We start from the raw sequence: 17,379 nt of genomic DNA on the forward strand, positions 1-17,379 counted from the left end.
TCCTACTCCGCAGCCAGTGCTATCGGCGGTTCGAGACGCTCAATGGCTTCCTCGTGGCTCTCTTCTTTTGCAGGCTTGATCCGGAACCACACCGCGTAAAGGGCTGGAAGGAAGAGCAGTATCATCACGGTCCCGGCTGCCGTTCCGCCAATCAGCGTATAGGCCATCGATCCCCAGAACACCGAATGCGTCAGCGGTATAAAGGCCAGTACGGCTGCGAGCGCGGTCAAGATGACAGGACGAGTCCGCTGGACGGTTGCTTCAATGACAGCGTGATAGTCGTCGAGACCTGCAGCCTGGTTCTCCTTGATCTGCTCCGTCAGGATCAGCGTGTTGCGCATGAGGATGCCGGCCAGTCCTATCAAACCGAGAATGGCGTTGAATCCAAAGGGTTGATTGAACAGAAGCAGCGCTGGGACCACGCCTGCAAGTCCAAGAGGCGCGGTCAACATGACCATCGTCATCGTCGAAAGGCTGCGTACCTGGAGGATGATGACAATCAACATGGCCGCGATCATCAACGGGAAGACTTGAACAAGTGCGACATTGGCCTTGAGCGATTCTTCGATGTTGCCGCCCATCTCAATGCGATATCCCACTGGAAGCGATGCGATAAGCGGCTGAAGGGCCTTCATCACCTGCTGGGAGACCTCCGGCGGCTGCGTCGCCTCGTTGATATCCGACCTGATCGTAATGACCGGTGTCCGATCGCGCCGTTTCAGGATCGGTTCCTCGAACCGGATTTCGGAATGCCCGATCTGATCGAGGGGAACCTGGCGACCATTCCGGCTCATCAGCGAAAAGTCGGCAAGGCGTGATGGATCGAGGCGGTTCTCGCCAGCACTGCGTGCGACGACGGGCACGTTGCGGATGTTGTCGCGCACCTGCGTGACAGGGATGCCGCTCAGCAGCAACTGCATCTGCTGGGCTGCCTCGGACGGTGAAAGACCGATCAGATTGAGCCGCTCCTGATCAGGGACAAAGCGCAACACAGGCGTTCGATTGCCCCAATCGCGATTGGCCTGACGGACATCGGGCACAGTTTTCATAATTGCCAGAGCTTGCTCGGAAATCTTATAGAGTTCCTCCTGATCCGGTCCCATGATCCGAAACTCGACCGGGAACGGCGTATAGGGACCGAATACGAGCTGCGTGACGCGTACGGATGCCTCTGGAACAAGGCCGTCAGAGATTGCGGCGCGAAGGCGATGCTTTAGCTCTTCTCGTGCATGCGCATCGGGCGTCAGCACGACAACCTTGGCGAAGGCGGGGTCGGGCAACTCGGGCGCCATGGCAAAGAAGAAGCGGGGAGCGCCCTGCCCTACATAGCTGGTGACGATTTTTGTTTCCGGCTGGGCCTGCAACCAGTCTTCGACCTTCTCCACCGCGGCCGTCGTGGTTTGAATGCTCGTACCTTCAGGCATGCGAACTTCGACGAGAACCTCAGGCCGGTCTGATGTCGGGAAAAACTGTTGTTTTACCCCTCCCATCCCGACGACCGAGACAGCCATCGTCACGCCGACCACGGCGCAGGTCATGAACTTATGGCGAACCGCAAACGCGATGAATGAGCGCAAGCGGCGATAGTTCGGCGTATCGTAGATGGCGTGGTGTCCACCTTCCACCGGTTTGATGTCAGGCAGCATCTTCACGCCGAGGTAGGGCGTAAAAGTCACCGCGACGATCCAGGAAACGATCAGGGCAAATCCCACGACCCAGAAGATGTTGCCGGCATATTCACCTGCAGTCGACTTGGCGAAACCAACGGGCATCAGTCCGATGATTGTGACGAGTGTGCCGGACAGCATCGGTGCCGCCGTGTGGCTCCAGGCATAAGCGGCCGCCTTAATGCGATCCATGCCCTCCTCCATCTTCACCACCATAACCTCAATGGCGATGATGGCGTCATCCACGAGAAGGCCCAGCGCAAGAATGAGCGCGCCGAGTGTGATGCGGTCGAAGAACCGACCGGTTTCCAGCATGATGAGGAAGACGACGGCGAGCGTCAGCGGCACGGCGAGTGCCACGACAATGCCAACGCGCCAGCCGAGTGCGACAAGGCTCACGAACAGCACGACGCCAAGCGCCATGGCGAACTTCAGCATGAATTCACCGACCGCCTCGTCGATATTGACGGCCTGATCGCTAACTTTTGTAAGGGTCATGCCCAACGGCAGTGTCTGCGCGATCGCGGCGGACCGGGCTTCAAGCGCCTTGCCGAGGTCAAGGCCATTCCAGCCCTGCTGCATTACGGCGCCCAACATCAAAACCGGTTCGCCATTGTGACGGATGACGTAAGTGGCCGGATCCTCATAGCCACGCCGTACATCCGCCAGATCGGAGAGTTTCACCGTTCGTCCACCTGCTACGATCGGCGTGTCGGCAATTGCCTGTACGCTATTATAGGCTCCGTCGAAACGGATGAAGACCTGTGGCCCGCGCGTGTCGATCGAGCCTGCGGGCGTCACCGTGTTCTGCCTCTGCAAGGCTGCGGCAACATCCTGCGCCGATATTCCAAGTGTCGCGAGCTTGGCATAGGAAAATTCGACGAATATCTCTTCGGGGCGCTCCCCGAGGATGTTGATTTTCTTGACGCCCGGAACATGCAGCAGATCCTGGCGGATGACCTCCGCCTGCCGAACGAGGTCCCGCATCGGCATCCCCTTCGCCTTCAATGCGTAAAGGCCGAAGCTCACGTCGGAATATTCATCATTGACAAAGGGACCCATGACGCCGGGCGGAAGATTTCGAGCCTCGTCGCCGAGCTTCTTGCGCGCTTGGTAGAACTCCTCTTCAACTGCGGACGCCGGAGTATTATCCTTGAGTGTGACTGTAAGGAATGCGTAGCCAGGCCGCGTCGTTGTTTCGACGCGGTCATACCAGGTGAGTTCCTGGATACGCTTCTCGAGTGGCTCTGCGACAAGATCCTGCATTTCACGCGCGGTGGCGCCCGGCCAAACTGAGGTTACCGTCAGGGTCTTGATGGTGAAGGAGGGATCCTCGGCGCGGCCCAATTTGACAAAGGCATAGACCCCGGCGGCGGCCAACAGGACAATAAAGAATAATGTAACGGCGCGTTCGCGAACCGCGATGGCGGAAAGATTGAAGCTCATTACTTTGTCACCTCTTGCTGCGCAGCCGTCCTGACGGTCGCGCCATTTTCCAGTAGATGCGCGCCCAGAGCGACAACCTGCTGACCAACCCCTATTCCGGTGACAAATGCCATTTCCTCGCCGATCCGCTTGATCTCGACAGGCTTGAAGTTCACGGTCGATGTGGCCCCGTTGACAACCCACACACCTGTCCGGCTGCCGTCGTCCAGGATGGCACCGACTGGTACGGCGACCTCCGATCGCCGGTTCGCGTCGAATATTTTGATCGTCACCGTCGAACCAAGCGGGGCAGAGGCAGCGGCGCCTTCGAGAACATACCGCGCCTCGTAGGTCCGGGTTTGCAGGTCGGCAGAATCGGAAATCTGTCGCAAAAGGGCTTTTCCACTTAGACCCTCGCCTCCATAGACACTGGCTTGCGCTTCGGATCCTGTCTCGGGCCGCAGGGTTTCCGGTAGCCAGACAACGGCTTCACGCGGCCCCGCCTGCGCCAGTTGAACCACCGTTTGTCCCGCTGACACCACCTGTCCCGGGTCTCCGAGCGTATCGACGACCGTTCCATCCGAGTCTGCAAGAAGAACGCTATAGGAGGCGGCGTTTTCCGCAACCTCGGCGTCCGCTTCAGCCGCGGCAAGCTGTGCCGAGGCCGTATCGAGGGCCGCTTTCGCTTGTTCATAACGCTGCGGGGTGGCGGCCAATCCATTTTTGACCAGCGCCGCATACCGTTTCTCGTCTGCTTGTGCTTGGATCAGGACAGCACGCGCTGCGGTAACCGTATTGCGCTTCGCCGTCAGAGCAAGCTGAAGATCGGTTTCATCGATGCGCATCAGAGCCTGGCCTTGCTTGACCTGCTGGCCCACATCGACCATCCGCTGAACGATCTTGCCCGGAACCCGAAAGCCCAGATTGCTCTGTACTCGCGAAGCAACCGTGCCGGTAAAAGATCGCTCTGCCGTTTCAGTCCTTGTCGCCTCTGCCACCCTGACCAGTGGCGAGGCAGTCCTTGGGTCCGCAGCCTCTGCCTCCGACTTAGGGGTTCCGAAAACCACGAAATAGGCACCGGCACCCGCCGCTGCCGCGAGGCCCACGAGAGTCAGGACATGTTTGCGTTTCATCTTAAGTTCTCTTCTTGACCAGCGATCCGGATGATTTAGATTGCGATCTAAATCTAATTGCGTTATAGATGTCAAATGAAATCTAATCGGAGATCAGTATGAGAGTGAGCCGGGCACAGGCCGAGGAGAACCGGGAAACGGTGATCAACGTCGCAAGCCGTCTGTTTCGAGAGCACGGCTTCGACGGTATTGGCCTCAAAGATCTGATGAAGGGGGCGGGCCTTACACAAGGTGGGTTCTATAAGCAGTTCTCGTCCAAGGACGATCTTGCAGCCCAGGCGTCCAGGCGCGCGCTGGAAAGCGCTACACGCAGATGGTCGACGGCGGCTGCGACAAGTTCCGATCCCCTCGAAGCAGTCATGGAGTTCTACCTCTCACCCGGACATCTTGGAGAAAAGGGTGACGGTTGCCCTCTAGTGGCGTTGGGATCGGACGCGGCGCGGCAGAGTGAAGAGGTCAGGCGTCCATTTGAGGATGGTATCCTCGCTCACTTTGAGGTGCTGGATGAGCTGATGGACGACGCCAAGAGCTCAAATCCCAGCGGCAAGGCGATGGCGATACTGTCTCTGATGGTGGGCGCCGTCACGCTGTCGCGCATCTTGCAGGATGAGAATTTGTCGCAAGGCATCCTCGACGCAGCCGCTGGCGAAGTCAGGCGCATTGCGCGCGGTGATGGCATCACCTAAAGACTATCGCTGGGTTCGGTGACCTGGTCCGGACGCCAAATATTGGGAAGGGTCTGGACGGTCGCATCGAGATCGACAACAACAGCGTCGACAGGACCATTCGGCCGATTGCCCTCAACCACAAGAACGCACTTTTGCCGGGCATGACGCGGGAGCGGACAACTGGGCGACCATCGCCTCGCTCATCGAGACGAGCAACTTAAATGACGTCGATCCGCTTGCGTATTTAACCAGCACCCTCACCGCCATCGCTAAAGGCCATGAGCAAAGGCGGATCGATTGCCTTCTTCCGTGGAGATACTCGACGCTCCATTGCAAAACGTAACCATCATCTTGGCGGACCCGGCGGATATGATCCTCCTACGGGTTTTCTGACACGACTTTTGACATGGTGCCACCTCAGGTTAGTGGGTTGAGGGAGCGATTCATCGCCACGACATCATCATGGGTGGGGCTCGGGCCGAGAGTTGCCATTTTGCTCGTGAGCTGTTCACGTTTCTTGGGTGCTTCACCCTTTACCGCCGCATTGAGTGCCCTGCGCATGGCGACTGCATCGTAATCGCAGCAATAGCCAGGCGTCGAGGGTTGCTGGCGCCAGGACTCTTCAAGCGTACCGCCATCAACCGGGTCGAATCCGACCTCGTTCACGATCCCCATAACAAGCTGCTTCGCTGCGTCATCATCTCCGGCGACCGCTACGGCCAGCCGACCGTCCGTCCCTTCAGGTTGACCCAGTTCCGCCAGAGAATGCGCAAGGATGTTGTTGAACGCCTTGATGACGGGACGGCCGATTTGTTTGGAGACCCACACGCTTTCGGCCTCGCCTGCATCAAGGTCGGCAATCTGCGGATCGCGCAGCCCCGGATAGTAGTTGCTGGTATCAACGACCGGCACGCTCGCGGGGACGTCTTTGAAGAGGTTTTTCGGCAGCCTTTCGATAGCGGGAAGCGGGATGGACATGATGACCAAATCCGCTCCGGAGATAGCTCCGTTCGTGTCGGTCGCCGTAGCTCCGATCTCCTCCGCAAAGGGCCGCACAGCGACCGCGCCTTTGGAGTTGGCCACCCTGACCTCATGCCCCGCAGACGCGAGTTTGCGAGCTATGGTGCCGCCGATGTTGCCAATGCCAATTATGCCGATTTTCATGCTGATGCTCCTGTTGTTCTGCACCACAAGATAGTAGATACTGCAGTATCAACAAGAACTGACTGATAAGTGGGTTACCCACCAAAAGGTAAGTATGGCAGCGGATCGTGACTGGAAGTGCGGAGACCCGCAACAGCATCTCAAATGGGCGGAAGCGACTACGGACGCCCTGCGTGTGCTGGAAGGCAAGTGGAAGATCGTGATCATCTGCCAACTGTTCGGAGCGAAAGAGGCTCTTCGCTTTTCCGAACTCGAACGGCGCTGCGCAGGCGTGAACCAGAAGATGCTCATCCAGCAACTGAAGGAACTGGAAAAGGACGGAATCGTGACCCGTACCGTGTATCCTCAGGTGCCGCCGAAGGTGGAATACGAGCTGACCGAGATGGGCAAAGCCCTGGGACCCTCGATGGCCGAACTTGTTGACTGGGCCTACATGCGCAGGGAGCGACTGGCGGAAAGAGCGACCTGACAACATTGTAGGGTTAGGATGCCGCCTACGCTTACTAGGCGGGGCATGCGTCTTTCTGGCACGAATGGGAATGCCTCTTTGTCAATGCATGTATAGACATCGTTCTTGAACGATGGTTCTATCCTGCAGAAGCAAGGGGATCATCATGGCCAATAAGATGTTCGATCTGGCAGGAAGAGTGGCAGTTGTAACCGGTGCCAGCCGCGGCCTGGGCCAATGGATTGCGCTGGCGCTTGCCGAAGCGGGTGCCGATGTCTGCGTTACGGCACGCGATCAAAATTCGCTGAGCGAAACCAAAGAGATGATTGAGGCCCTTAACAGGACCTGCATCACGAGCGCCCAGGATGTGACAGACATCTCGTCCATCGACGAGACGCTAAGCAAGTTCGAAAACATCACTGGCGCTGTCGACATCCTTGTCAACAATGCCGGCTACGAACAGACTTCTCCCTCGCTCGAGGTCGATGAACAGATCTGGGACAAGATCATCGGCACCAACCTCAAGGGCGCGTTCTTCTGGTCGCAGGCCGCAGCACGCCGGATGTCGCGCCGACCCCACGGTGGAAGCATAATCAATCTCTGCTCCCTCACGTCCTACGTCGGTATCCCGACCGCTGTGCCCTACGGCTCCTCGAAGTCGGGACTGCTGGGTATGACGCGCGCGCTTTCGGCGGAATGGGCGCCGCTAGGGATCCGCGTAAATGCGGTGGCTCCGGGCTATTTCCGAACAGCGATGACCGAAGGGTTTTATCAGGACAAGGGCTGGTCTGCGAAAATGCTCGACAAGATCCCACAGAAGCGGTTCGGTGATGGTTCCGACATCGGCGGCGCCGTCGTCTTCCTTGCAAGTGGCGCATCGGCCTACATTACCGGCCAATGCATTCCTGTCGACGGCGGCTTTCTGGCATCGATATAGAAACGGAAATTGACGCTTGACAGCACGGGAATGATAATATTGTCTATAGATGTATAGACAACTCTAGACAATAAAACGGGAACGAAGTCTTCGACTTCCTGGGAATTTGCCGGATAACCATATCCGGCATCCTCGCACGAACAGCTTGCAGGGTATTGCCCGGTTGCCACCGACTTGCGGTGCGTTTCCGCATGACCTGTAGGGACGATATATCGTCGCGCCGGCAGGGCGCGGACGACAGCGGCTGTCAGCGCCTCTGTGCGCCAATAAGGGTATGAGCAATGACCGACGTCACCTTTCATGAATATTCCAATCTTGGACCGGATGAGCAGGCCGCACTCTTGCGACGGTCCGAAACAGACATCTCGGGCTTCATCGAGAAGGTGGCACCAATCCTTGAGGCCGTGCGCACCGAGGGTGACCGCGCCGTTGCCCGCTTCGGCCGCGACCTCGACAAGGCAAATATTACAGAAGCAACGATCAAAGCAACGGAGGCGGAATTCGATGCGGCTTTCAAGCTCGTTAGCGAGGATGTGATCGAGGCCATCACCTTCGGCATTGAGAATATTCGCAATTTTCATGAAGAGCAGAAGCCTGAAGCCATGTGGCTGAAGGAGATCAAGCCAGGCGCCTTTGCCGGCGACCGCTTCACCCCGATCAAGTCCGCCGCGCTTTACGTTCCACGCGGCAAAGGTTCGTTTCCGTCGGTCACGATGATGACCTCCGTCCCGGCCGTCGTGGCAGGTGTTCCCAATCTGGCGATCGTCACTCCGCCTGCCCCGGACGGTAGCGTGGACGCCGCAACGCTGGTGGCAGCGCGTCTGGCCGGTGTGGAAACTGTCTACAAGGTAGGAGGCGCTCAGGCAGTCGCAGCTGTTGCCTACGGGACGGAAACGATCAAGCCGGCACTGAAGATCGTTGGACCGGGAAGCCCTTGGGTGGTCGCAGCCAAGCGGAGCCTGTCAGGTATCATCGACACAGGCCTGCCTGCTGGCCCTTCGGAAGCGATCATTTTCGCGGACGACACTGTCCATGGCGGCCTTGCCGCGCTCGATCTCCTGATCGAGGCCGAGCATGGTCCCGACTCTTCCGCCTATCTCGTGACCCATAGCCGCCGCGTGGCCGAGGAGGCCCTCGCCGCGCTGCCGGAGCATTGGGCACGTATGACCGAACAGCGGGTTCAGTTTTCGAGCGCTGTCCTTTCAGGCAAATGCGGTGGGATCATCCTCACCTCCTCGATCGAGGAAAGCTACGATTTCGTCAACGCCTACGCGCCGGAGCATCTCGAAATCCTCTCGCAGGATCCCTTCGCCCATCTCGGAAAGATCACCGAGGCTGCAGAAATCCTCATGGGTCCGCATACGCCTGTCAGCATCGCCAATTTCTGCCTCGGTCCAAATGCCGTGCTGCCGACGAGCCGCTGGGCGCGCACGTTCGGCCCGCTGTCGGTGACCGATTTTGTGAAGCGCAGCTCGATCGGCTACGTGACAGCGTCGGCCTATCCCGAGTTTGCGAAGCGTGCCCACAAGCTGGCGGAATATGAAGGCTTCTCATCCCACGCGCACGCAGTCTCGGCGGTCCGCGACAACTATCTGCCAAAGCGAGGCTGACAGGATGAAGGCGGTTCGGCTTTACGACGCGTTTGATCTCAGGGTCGAGGAAGTCGACAAACCTCTGTCGCCGCCCGCGGGCTACGTGACGATCGACGTTCGCGCCGCGGGCATCTGCGGCTCGGACGTTCACAACTACCGAACCGGTCAATGGATCAGCAGGCGCCCATCCACCGCTGGACACGAGTTTTGCGGGCGCGTTTCCGCGCTTGGTGAGGGTGTCGAAGGTCTCGCGATCGGTGACCTCGTCGCAGCTGACTCCCGCTTTTACTGTGGCCAATGCGAACCATGCAGATCAGGCCGCACCAATATCTGCGAACATCTCGGTTTCGTCGGCGAGGTATGCGACGGAGGATTTGCGGAGCAGGCCCAACTACCCGCTCGTCTGGTTTTCAAACACGAGCCGTCACTTGATCCTGCAGTGGCGGCCATGGCCGAACCTTTGGCTGTCGCCCTTCATGCGATACGACGGCTTAACCCACCCCAAGGCGAGGCGATTCTCCTAGTCGGCTGCGGGACGATAGGCGGTCTCTGCGGTTTGCTGCTTTCACATCTCCACGATGGAAAGTTGTTGTTTGCGGATTTGAATGGCAGCCGTGCCGAGATGGTGGCCGCAATTTGCGGAGGATCGGTGGTCGCACTGGATAAGTCGCAAGCAAGAACCGCACTCGGCGACGCGCGACTGCGTTACGCGGTGGATGCAACGGGAAGTACAAAAGCCATCGCGCAAGGCATCGAACTTCTGGACGGGGGCGGCGCCTTCGCTCTTGTGGGTATTAGTCATGGGAAACTGGATCTGGATCCCAATGTCCTCGTCGAGCGTGAGATTTCCCTGATTGGCTGCCATGCCTTTGAAGACGAACTCGCCGATGCCATCGCGATGTTGCCAAAGCTGCAGCCTGCACTTCTGCAATTTAGCGAGATCCTGAACTCACTCGACGGAATTCCTGATGCATACCACCGACTGATCGATGGTCGTTCAACCAAAATAAAGACGATCATTCGAATAGCCGATTGATCGAGCACACGCCTCGGCGTGAGACGGAGATAGAAATTGCCCGGCCTTTCAAACACCGCGCTGCCGCTCTACGAAAAGGTCAAGGACTTCGTGCTCGACAATATCGGGAACGGCAACTGGCCACAGAACGAGAAGCTTCCGTCCGAGCACGAGTTGACGTCTTCGCTCGGCGTTTCTCGCATGACGGTCCATCGCGCGCTTCGTGAACTGACCGCCGAAGGCTATCTGCGCAGGGTCCAGGGGGTCGGGACGTTCGTCTCGCCTCCCAAAGCACAGTCGACACTCATCGAGATCAGCAACATCATCAGCGAGATCAAGGCGCGTGGAAGCCAACACCGCGCGGAGGTGATCCTGCTCGAGCGGATCGAGCGGCCGGATCAAATGCTATTGGACGCGTTCGAGTTCAGAAAGCTTTGCCCCGTCGATCACTCGATGGTCGTTCACTACGAGAATGGCGTCCCTGTTCAGCTGGAGGAGCGCTATGTCAATACAGAGCTGGTAAAGAACTATCTCGATCAGGATTTTACGTCCATCGGCACCTACGATTACCTTCAGCACAGCACACCCCTAACCGAAGTCGAGCATCTCATCAGCGCCATCCCGGCGACGGAGAGACATGCACGCCTCCTGCACATTCGTGAGCGCGATAGCTGCCTGGTCCTCAACCGAAAAACGTGGACGGGGCAGGCGATCGCAACGGTCAATACCTTCACCTATGTCGGCAGCCGCTATTCGCTTGGCAGCAGATACTTACCGCCCAAAAAATGAAAACCTTCGCGTCATTGCAGGAGTGAGAGAGCATGGGGCAGCCCAACAGTCGGACGGCAGCCATACGGGAAAATGCCAAGAGGGGCGACGGCAGTGCCGAAGCTCTTCTTGCCGACCTGTTGCGAGATCTGTTTGGGGTCGACGCACGCGATCTGGCGATCAACCACGATCAATACAGCCTCAATTCACTGAATGGCTTCTTCGAGGCCGACGGAAAGCCCTACTTCTTCAAATTCCATCAGGAGGAAAACGAGGAGGAGATGAGCGGTGAGTACTATCGCGCCGACATTCTTGCCAAGGCCGGCCTGCCGGTAGATCAGCCGCTTATGATGTCGACCCTTCCAGGCGAGCAGATCCTCGTCTACAGGCGCAGGACCGATCCGCGCTTTTCCGATGCTCTGCGTACCCTCGACGGGCTTCATGATGAGCAAATGGCACGCCAGGCCGTGGATGCGGAGCGCCGGCTCAATGAGACCGTCCTATCGGTCTATCTGAGGACGTTGCATCCTGTCACTCCAGATGCGGTCATGAAGGAGCCGGTTCATCGCCTGTTCCGCGATCGACTGGTGACAGCCCCGAAAGGGACCTACCCTGGAGGGCGGCTGGAGAGTTTTTATGTCGGCAAGACATTTGACTTTCCAGGCGTCACGCTTTCCTGGGATTCGCTCTCGAAAGCCCGCTTTGTCATCAATGGCATCGAGTATAGCGAAACTCTCGGCCAACTTTTCGACGCCGCGCATGAAAGACTGAACCCTGTCCGTCTGGCCGATAGTGGCGGGGTGACGGCACACGGCGACGCTCATAACGCCAATGTCTGGTTCGAACGGCGCGAAGGGCGCGCGAGCCTGTCCTTCTTTGACCCAGCCTTTGCCGGCGAGCACATCCCGACGCTTCTGGCGGAGGTGAAGACGACCTTCCACAATATCCTCGCCCATCCCTACTGGCTCTACGATCCGGCTCTTGCCGAACAGAAATTCAAGGCCACAGCCAACTACGAGAACGGCCGTCTCTTTGCGGATTTCGATTGGAAGCTGACCCCGGTTCGCAAGGCGCTTTTGGAAACGAAGGCCGAAGCAATGTGGAAGCCATTGCTTGCCGCCCTCAAACAGCGCGACATGCTTCCTCAAGACTGGCGAAAAGTTGTCCGGCTCGGGCTTTTCCTATGCCCGACGCTTGTCATGAACCTGCGCGCAGGTGCGACAAGCCACAATCCGACATCCTCCCTGATCGGGCTTTCTGTGGCCATGATGGTCGGCTCGGAGCCTGATGAGGGCGAGGACCTGATGACCCGCTTCCTCGCAACGATAGATCCGGAGGGGTAGATCGTGACGATCGTCAATATCGATGACCTCCGGCTGGCCGCTCGCAAGCGATTGCCGAAGCTCTTCTTTGACTACATCGACGGCGGCTCCTTTGCGGAGGAAACCTATCGTCGAAACAGGGACGATTTCTCGCTTTTGCAACTGCGTCAGAACGTTCTCTGCAACTATGCCGAGCCTGATCTGGCGACCGAATACCTCGGGCAACGCAATCCTCTTCCATTCATGCTGGGGCCGGTCGGCTTTCTTGGCCTTTACACGAGAAACGGAGAACAAAAGGCAGCCTGTGCCGCTCACGCTGCCGGCATCCCCTTCTGTCTTTCGACCTTCTCGATCGCGTCGCTGGCAGACCTCCGGCAGGCGACAGACGGTGTGCTACATTTTCAGCTTTACGTGCTCGACGACCGCGCGCTTTGCGAGGAGTTTCTAAGCGCTGCGGAAGAGGCCGGTGTCGAGGCGCTGTACGTGACCGTCGATACGGCCATCACCGCCATCCGCGAACGTGATGTGCGAAACGGCTTCCGATCTCTTACGCGTGTCACACCTCGACTGTTCGCCAGTCTATGCCGGAAGCCTGGCTGGTTGTTCGATATCGGTCGCGGCGGCATGCCCTCCGTTCGGGCGGTCGAGCATCGCACCGACTTCGGGAGGGGAGCGCTCGAACAGGCCGCCAATCTTTCCAGGCGCATCGACAAAAGGCTCGCATGGAAGGACATCGAGGCATTGCGCGACCGGTGGAAAGGCAAACTGATTATTAAGGGCATCCTTTCACCTGAGGATGCCAAAAAGGCACAGGCGATCGGCGTCGACGGCATTGTGATCTCGAACCATGGCGGTCGCCAACTCGATGGCGCCATGAGCACGATTGCAGCGCTTCCCGACATCCGGGCCGCAGTCGGACCGGATTTCACGCTGATGCTCGACGGGGGCGTGCGAAGGGGAAGCGATATTGTCAAGGCACTTGGAATGGGCGCCGATGGTGTCATGTTGGGTCGGGCCTATACCTACGGTCTCGCAGCTAAAGGCCAGGCCGGCGTCGACCGTGCGATCGAGACATTACGCCGGGAGATCTCGATTACCTTGGCTTTGATGGGCGTGAGCTCCATCGCCGACTTAAAGGAACGTGGCTCGCACCTCATACTCAAACAGTAACCGCTAACGCCGGCGAAAGGAGACAAGTACGCAATGTCCGCCACCAAGAGCTTGATGGTCGGGCGTCAAACCTAAGAAGATGCAAGCTTTGTGATCCGTTAAAATCATCAAAAGAGGGGTTCCCAATGAACTACAAATCCATCAGCAAGCAGTTTTCCCGCGCAGCGATCGCGCTCGGGATCGTCGGCATTCTTGCCAGTGCGCAGGCTAACGCCCAGGATCAAATCCCGTCCAAACCGGAGCCGGGTACCTTCAAGATCGGCATCGAGCCCTGGCTCGGTTACGGTCAATGGCACGTCGCCGCCAGCAAGGACTTGTTCAAGAAAGCAGGCCTTGAGGATGTCGAACTTGTCAACTTCAGCGAAGACAAGGACATCAACGCGGCACTTGCCAGCGGTCAGCTCGACGCTGCCAATATCGCCACGCATACGGCCATGGCCATGGTTGCCGCCGGCCTGCCGGTGAAGATCGTCTCGCTTCTTGATTTCAGCCTGAAGGCGGACGCGATCCTGGCCGGAAGCGACATCAAGAGCGTCGCTGACCTCAAGGGTAAGAACATCGCCTTCGAGGAAGGCACGACAAGCGACATCCTGCTGAACTACGCGCTTGCCAGCAACGGTATGACGATCGACGATATCGTCCGCGTGCCGATGCCGGCAGCTGATGCTGGAACGGCACTGATTGCAGGCCGTGTTCCCGTCGCGGTCACCTACGAGCCCTACATTTCAACGGCGCTGGCCCAGGACAAGAATATCAAGCTGCTTTTTGAAGCCGGCAAGGATCCGGGCCTAGTCTCCGACGTTCTCGTCGTTCGCGAGGAGGTGCTGAAGCAGAAGCCTGGGCAGGTTCTGGCCATGATCAAGGCCTGGGACATGGCTCTGGCCGACTACAAGGCCAATACCGAGGAGGACCGCACCATCATCTCGAAGGCCGTAGGCGCCTCCCCGGATGATCTGAAAACGGCTTTCGACGGTGTCCAATACTACAGCTCTGCCGAAGCAGCCAAGGCCTTTGCCGGTGACTTCAAGACCAAGACCTTCGCCGACGTTCTGAAGGCGGCCAAAACAGCCGGCCTCGTGACCCAGGACGTTTCCGCCGACAGCATGATCGACACATCGTTTGTCGATGCAGCGAACAAGTGACCTCTGGCCACCAACGGGACCGTAATGTCTAGCTCAGAATTGTCGTCCACAACGAAAGAAAGGTCCCGCGCGCCATCGCGCGCGGGCGTCGGTAGACCACCTGGTGCCTTTCGGATCGGGGATCTGATCAGCGGCCGGTCGTTTTTTCTGATTGCCGTTGCCGTCTTTGCGCTGCTGTTTGCCGTGTGGTGGGTTGCTACCATCACCGGCTGGGTGAAACCGATTTTTCTGCCCTCGCCCGGAGCGGTGTGGGCCAAGATGATGGAACTGGCGGTCGATGGCACGCTGTGGACGGATGCCGGGATCAGCATCTATCGCATGCTCGTCGGATTTCTTATTGCATCGGCCCTGGCGATCCCGATCGGGATCATGATCGGCTGTTTCAAGACGTGGGAAGCGGCTATTGAGCCCTTTGTCGACTTCGTTCGTTACATGCCGGTTGTCGCCTTCGTTCCGCTGACCATACTGTGGGCAGGAACAAGCGATATCCAGAAGTTCGTCATCATCTTTATCGGAACCTTCTTCCAGCAGGTACTGATGGTCATGGACAGCGTCAAGCGTGTGCCGACCGACTTCGTCGGACTGGGCCGTACGCTCGGAATGTCAGAAACCAGGATCCTGCGCCGCATCGTCCTGCCGTCTGCCCTCCCCGGCATCTGGGACACGCTGCGCATCAGCCTCGGCTGGGCCTGGACCTGGCTTGTGCTGGCAGAACTTGTGGCGGCGACGTCCGGCCTCGGCTATCGGATCGTCGTCTCTCAGCGATATTTCCAGACGCAGACGATCATTGGTTACATCCTGCTCCTTGGCTTGCTCGGTCTGATCACAGACCAAAGCATGAAGGCCCTGGAGCGCATCTTCTTCCGTTACGCTGCAAGGCATTGAGATGAGCGAACCCAAACTAAAGATCGAGGGTCTGAACAAATGGTATGGTGGCAGGAAGAGCCCCGTCCACGCCCTCAGCGGTATCGACCTGGAACTCGCTGACAACGAATTCGTCTCCTTGGTCGGTGCTTCCGGCTGCGGCAAGAGTACGCTGCTGTCGATCGTCGCCGGACTTCAGGGCTTCGACAATGGCCTTCTTCTGACGGATGGAGCGCCGATCGTCGGTCCCGGGCTCGATCGCGGCGTTGTCTTCCAATCCTACACGCTGTTGCCGTGGCTGACCGCGCAGCAGAATGTTGAATTCGCCCTGCAGGCGGCCGGGTTGCCGACTGCCGAGTGCCGGGATGTCGCCCGCCACCACATTGAACTGGTGAAGCTCACCAAGTTCGCCGATGCATTTCCGTCGCAACTGTCGGGTGGCATGAAGCAGCGCGTCGCCATTGCACGTGCCCTGTCCTATCGACCGAAAATGCTATTGATGGATGAGCCGTTCGGCGCGCTCGACGCTCTGACCCGACACCAGATGCAGGAACTGCTGACCCAAATCTGGGAAGAGCATCGGCTGACCGTCCTGTTCGTCACGCACGATGTCGAAGAAGCCGTCTATCTGTCCGACCGAATTGTGGCGATGAGCATCAATCCGGGACGCATCAACGCGACTTTCCACGTCGGGCTTTCCCGTCCACGAAACCAGGACATGATTGCAACGTCGGAATTCGTTGCTCTTCAAAAGCAGGTTCTTGCCGCAATACGCTCCGGGTCGCAAAGCGAGTTCGAGCATTGATTCAGCCGACGCGGGGCAGCGTCTCCGCATTCGACCTTAATTCAAAGGAAAAGCCGTGTTCGAAACCCTCACTGCCGCGCCGCCAGACAAGATCCTCAGCCTCTCGGCTCTGTACAGAAATGACGCACGGCCGACGAAAATGGATCTCGGCGTCGGCGTCTACAAGGATTCGCAGGGTGCGACCGTCATCATGCGGGCCGTGCGTGACGCTGAGAAGCGCCTCTATGAAAGCCAGACGAGCAAGACCTATGTCGGCATGGCAGGCGATGAGGGTTTCAACAAGGCCATGCTGAAGCTGGTCTTTGGCGAGAAGGCCGATCTCTCGCGCATGTTCGCCTGCCAGACAGCGGGCGGCTCGGGCGCACTCCGCACGATCGCCGACCTATTGGTAAAGGCCCGGCCGGACGCCACCGTCTGGCTCTCCGACCCGACCTGGGTGAATCATGTACCGATCCTGAAGGCTGCAGGCCTCAATATCGCGACCTATCCCTATTTCGATCCCGCCAGCGGCACGGTGAAGGCCGAGGCCATGCTCAAGGGATTGAAGCAGGCAAAGGCCGGCGACATCATTCTGGTGCATGGCTGCTGCCACAACCCGACCGGCGCCAATCTGACGATCGAGCAATGGGGTCTAGTCGCGGATCTTCTCGTCGAAGGCGACCTTTTTCCCTTCATCGATCTTGCCTATCAAGGCTTCGGCGACGGTTTGGAGGCAGATGCCGCCGCCGTTCGCCTGCTCGCAAGCAAGGTGCCGGAAATGGCTGTCGCCACCTCCTGCTCGAAGAACTTTTCGGTCTACCGCGACCGCGTCGGCGCCGTCATCCTGATGGGCAGGGACGCAGAAAGTGTAAAGATCGCTGGCAGTCAGGCGCTCGCCACCACTCGCGTGCTGTATTCCATGCCGCCGGACCATGCCGCCGCCGCCGTCCGCCTTATCCTCGAGGACGATGCACTGCGCGCCGACTGGAAGTCCGAACTAGAAGCTATGCGGCTTCGTATGCTCAACCTGCGAAAGGGCTTTGCCGAAGCGCTCCGTCGCCAGTCCAACACCTCGCGCTTCGACTTTATTGCCGACCACCGGGGTATGTTCTCGCGGCTCGGCCTGACCGAAGCGCAGGTCGACCGCCTGCGAGATGAGTTCGGCATCTATATGGTTGGTGATTCCCGCTTCAATGTCGCGGGCCTCAGGGAAGACCGGCTCGACGACCTCGCCAAGGCTGTTGTTTCGGTGCTCTGAGCCCAAGGACCTGCCAGTTCAG

At 58.6% G+C, this 17,379-nt stretch carries 15 protein-coding genes and 1 pseudogene; 13 read left to right on the forward strand and 3 right to left on the reverse strand.

What is annotated here, in order from left to right; all coding sequences use genetic code 11:
- Nucleotides 1-2 precede the first annotated feature (2 nt).
- Together AC1D2N_RS27945 and AC1D2N_RS27950 are read right to left on the reverse strand one after the other, a co-directional pair.
- Nucleotides 3-3,113 carry an efflux RND transporter permease subunit gene (locus AC1D2N_RS27945; RefSeq protein ID WP_018245221.1) on the reverse strand — a complete coding sequence of 1,037 codons (3,111 nt, stop codon included), beginning with the start codon at nucleotides 3,111-3,113 and terminating at the stop codon, nucleotides 3-5.
- Nucleotides 3,113-4,225: an efflux RND transporter periplasmic adaptor subunit gene (locus AC1D2N_RS27950; protein WP_018245222.1), complete on the reverse strand. Its 1,113-nt coding sequence runs from the start codon at nucleotides 4,223-4,225 to the stop codon at nucleotides 3,113-3,115. Before AC1D2N_RS27950 ends, AC1D2N_RS27945 begins: the two co-directional genes overlap by 1 nt.
- Nucleotides 4,226-4,323: 98 nt before the next feature.
- Here AC1D2N_RS27950 and AC1D2N_RS27955 point away from each other — a divergent pair, with 98 nt between their 5' ends.
- Together AC1D2N_RS27955 and AC1D2N_RS27960 are read left to right on the forward strand one after the other, a co-directional pair.
- Nucleotides 4,324-4,911 (forward strand): TetR/AcrR family transcriptional regulator, encoded by a 588-nt coding sequence (locus tag AC1D2N_RS27955; protein ID WP_018245223.1) that lies wholly within the window; start codon nucleotides 4,324-4,326, stop codon nucleotides 4,909-4,911.
- A 56-nt stretch (nucleotides 4,912-4,967) separates the two neighbouring features.
- A pseudogene (locus AC1D2N_RS27960) lies at nucleotides 4,968-5,236 on the forward strand (transposase domain-containing protein); the annotation flags it as partial.
- 74 nt (nucleotides 5,237-5,310) lie between these two features.
- Here the strand turns inward: AC1D2N_RS27960 and AC1D2N_RS27965 are convergent.
- Nucleotides 5,311-6,057, reverse strand: a complete 747-nt coding sequence (locus AC1D2N_RS27965) for an NADPH-dependent F420 reductase (RefSeq protein ID WP_018245225.1) — start codon at nucleotides 6,055-6,057, stop codon at nucleotides 5,311-5,313.
- 94 nt (nucleotides 6,058-6,151) lie between these two features.
- Between AC1D2N_RS27965 and AC1D2N_RS27970 the strand changes: the two genes are divergently transcribed.
- The 11 genes from AC1D2N_RS27970 (at nucleotide 6,152) to AC1D2N_RS28020 (ending at nucleotide 17,357) form a co-directional block, all read left to right on the forward strand.
- Nucleotides 6,152-6,526, forward strand: coding sequence for a winged helix-turn-helix transcriptional regulator (locus AC1D2N_RS27970; RefSeq protein ID WP_018517409.1), 375 nt, complete (start codon nucleotides 6,152-6,154; stop codon nucleotides 6,524-6,526).
- Between the two features lie 145 nt (nucleotides 6,527-6,671).
- Nucleotides 6,672-7,442 carry an SDR family NAD(P)-dependent oxidoreductase gene (locus tag AC1D2N_RS27975; RefSeq protein WP_018245227.1) on the forward strand — a complete coding sequence of 257 codons (771 nt, stop codon included), beginning with the start codon at nucleotides 6,672-6,674 and terminating at the stop codon, nucleotides 7,440-7,442.
- Nucleotides 7,443-7,723: 281 nt separating this feature from the next.
- On the forward strand, nucleotides 7,724-9,052 hold the full coding sequence (hisD, locus tag AC1D2N_RS27980; RefSeq protein ID WP_018245228.1) for a histidinol dehydrogenase: 1,329 nt from the start codon (nucleotides 7,724-7,726) through the stop codon (nucleotides 9,050-9,052).
- Between the two features lie 4 nt (nucleotides 9,053-9,056).
- The gene (locus AC1D2N_RS27985) at nucleotides 9,057-10,070 is read left to right on the forward strand and encodes a zinc-dependent alcohol dehydrogenase (protein ID WP_018245229.1); all 1,014 of its coding nucleotides are present in this window, start codon (nucleotides 9,057-9,059) and stop codon (nucleotides 10,068-10,070) included.
- 36 nt (nucleotides 10,071-10,106) lie between these two features.
- Nucleotides 10,107-10,838: a histidine utilization repressor gene (gene hutC / locus AC1D2N_RS27990; RefSeq protein WP_018245230.1), complete on the forward strand. Its 732-nt coding sequence runs from the start codon at nucleotides 10,107-10,109 to the stop codon at nucleotides 10,836-10,838.
- Nucleotides 10,839-10,870: 32 nt separating this feature from the next.
- Complete coding sequence (locus AC1D2N_RS27995) at nucleotides 10,871-12,160, forward strand: hypothetical protein (RefSeq protein ID WP_018245231.1); 1,290 nt, start codon at nucleotides 10,871-10,873, stop codon at nucleotides 12,158-12,160.
- Between the two features lie 3 nt (nucleotides 12,161-12,163).
- Nucleotides 12,164-13,309 (forward strand): alpha-hydroxy acid oxidase, encoded by a 1,146-nt coding sequence (locus tag AC1D2N_RS28000; protein WP_131705717.1) that lies wholly within the window; start codon nucleotides 12,164-12,166, stop codon nucleotides 13,307-13,309.
- A gap of 125 nt (nucleotides 13,310-13,434) precedes the next feature.
- Nucleotides 13,435-14,451 (forward strand): ABC transporter substrate-binding protein, encoded by a 1,017-nt coding sequence (locus AC1D2N_RS28005; RefSeq protein WP_018245233.1) that lies wholly within the window; start codon nucleotides 13,435-13,437, stop codon nucleotides 14,449-14,451.
- A 24-nt stretch (nucleotides 14,452-14,475) separates the two neighbouring features.
- On the forward strand, nucleotides 14,476-15,336 hold the full coding sequence (locus AC1D2N_RS28010; RefSeq protein WP_477982411.1) for an ABC transporter permease: 861 nt from the start codon (nucleotides 14,476-14,478) through the stop codon (nucleotides 15,334-15,336).
- 1 nt (nucleotide 15,337) lies between these two features.
- Complete coding sequence (locus AC1D2N_RS28015; RefSeq protein WP_018245235.1) at nucleotides 15,338-16,120, forward strand: ABC transporter ATP-binding protein; 783 nt, start codon at nucleotides 15,338-15,340, stop codon at nucleotides 16,118-16,120.
- 55 nt (nucleotides 16,121-16,175) lie between these two features.
- The gene (locus AC1D2N_RS28020; protein WP_131705718.1) at nucleotides 16,176-17,357 is read left to right on the forward strand and encodes an amino acid aminotransferase; all 1,182 of its coding nucleotides are present in this window, start codon (nucleotides 16,176-16,178) and stop codon (nucleotides 17,355-17,357) included.
- Nucleotides 17,358-17,379 lie beyond the last annotated feature (22 nt).

Source organism: Rhizobium sp. P1_B8 (genome assembly GCF_056406515.1).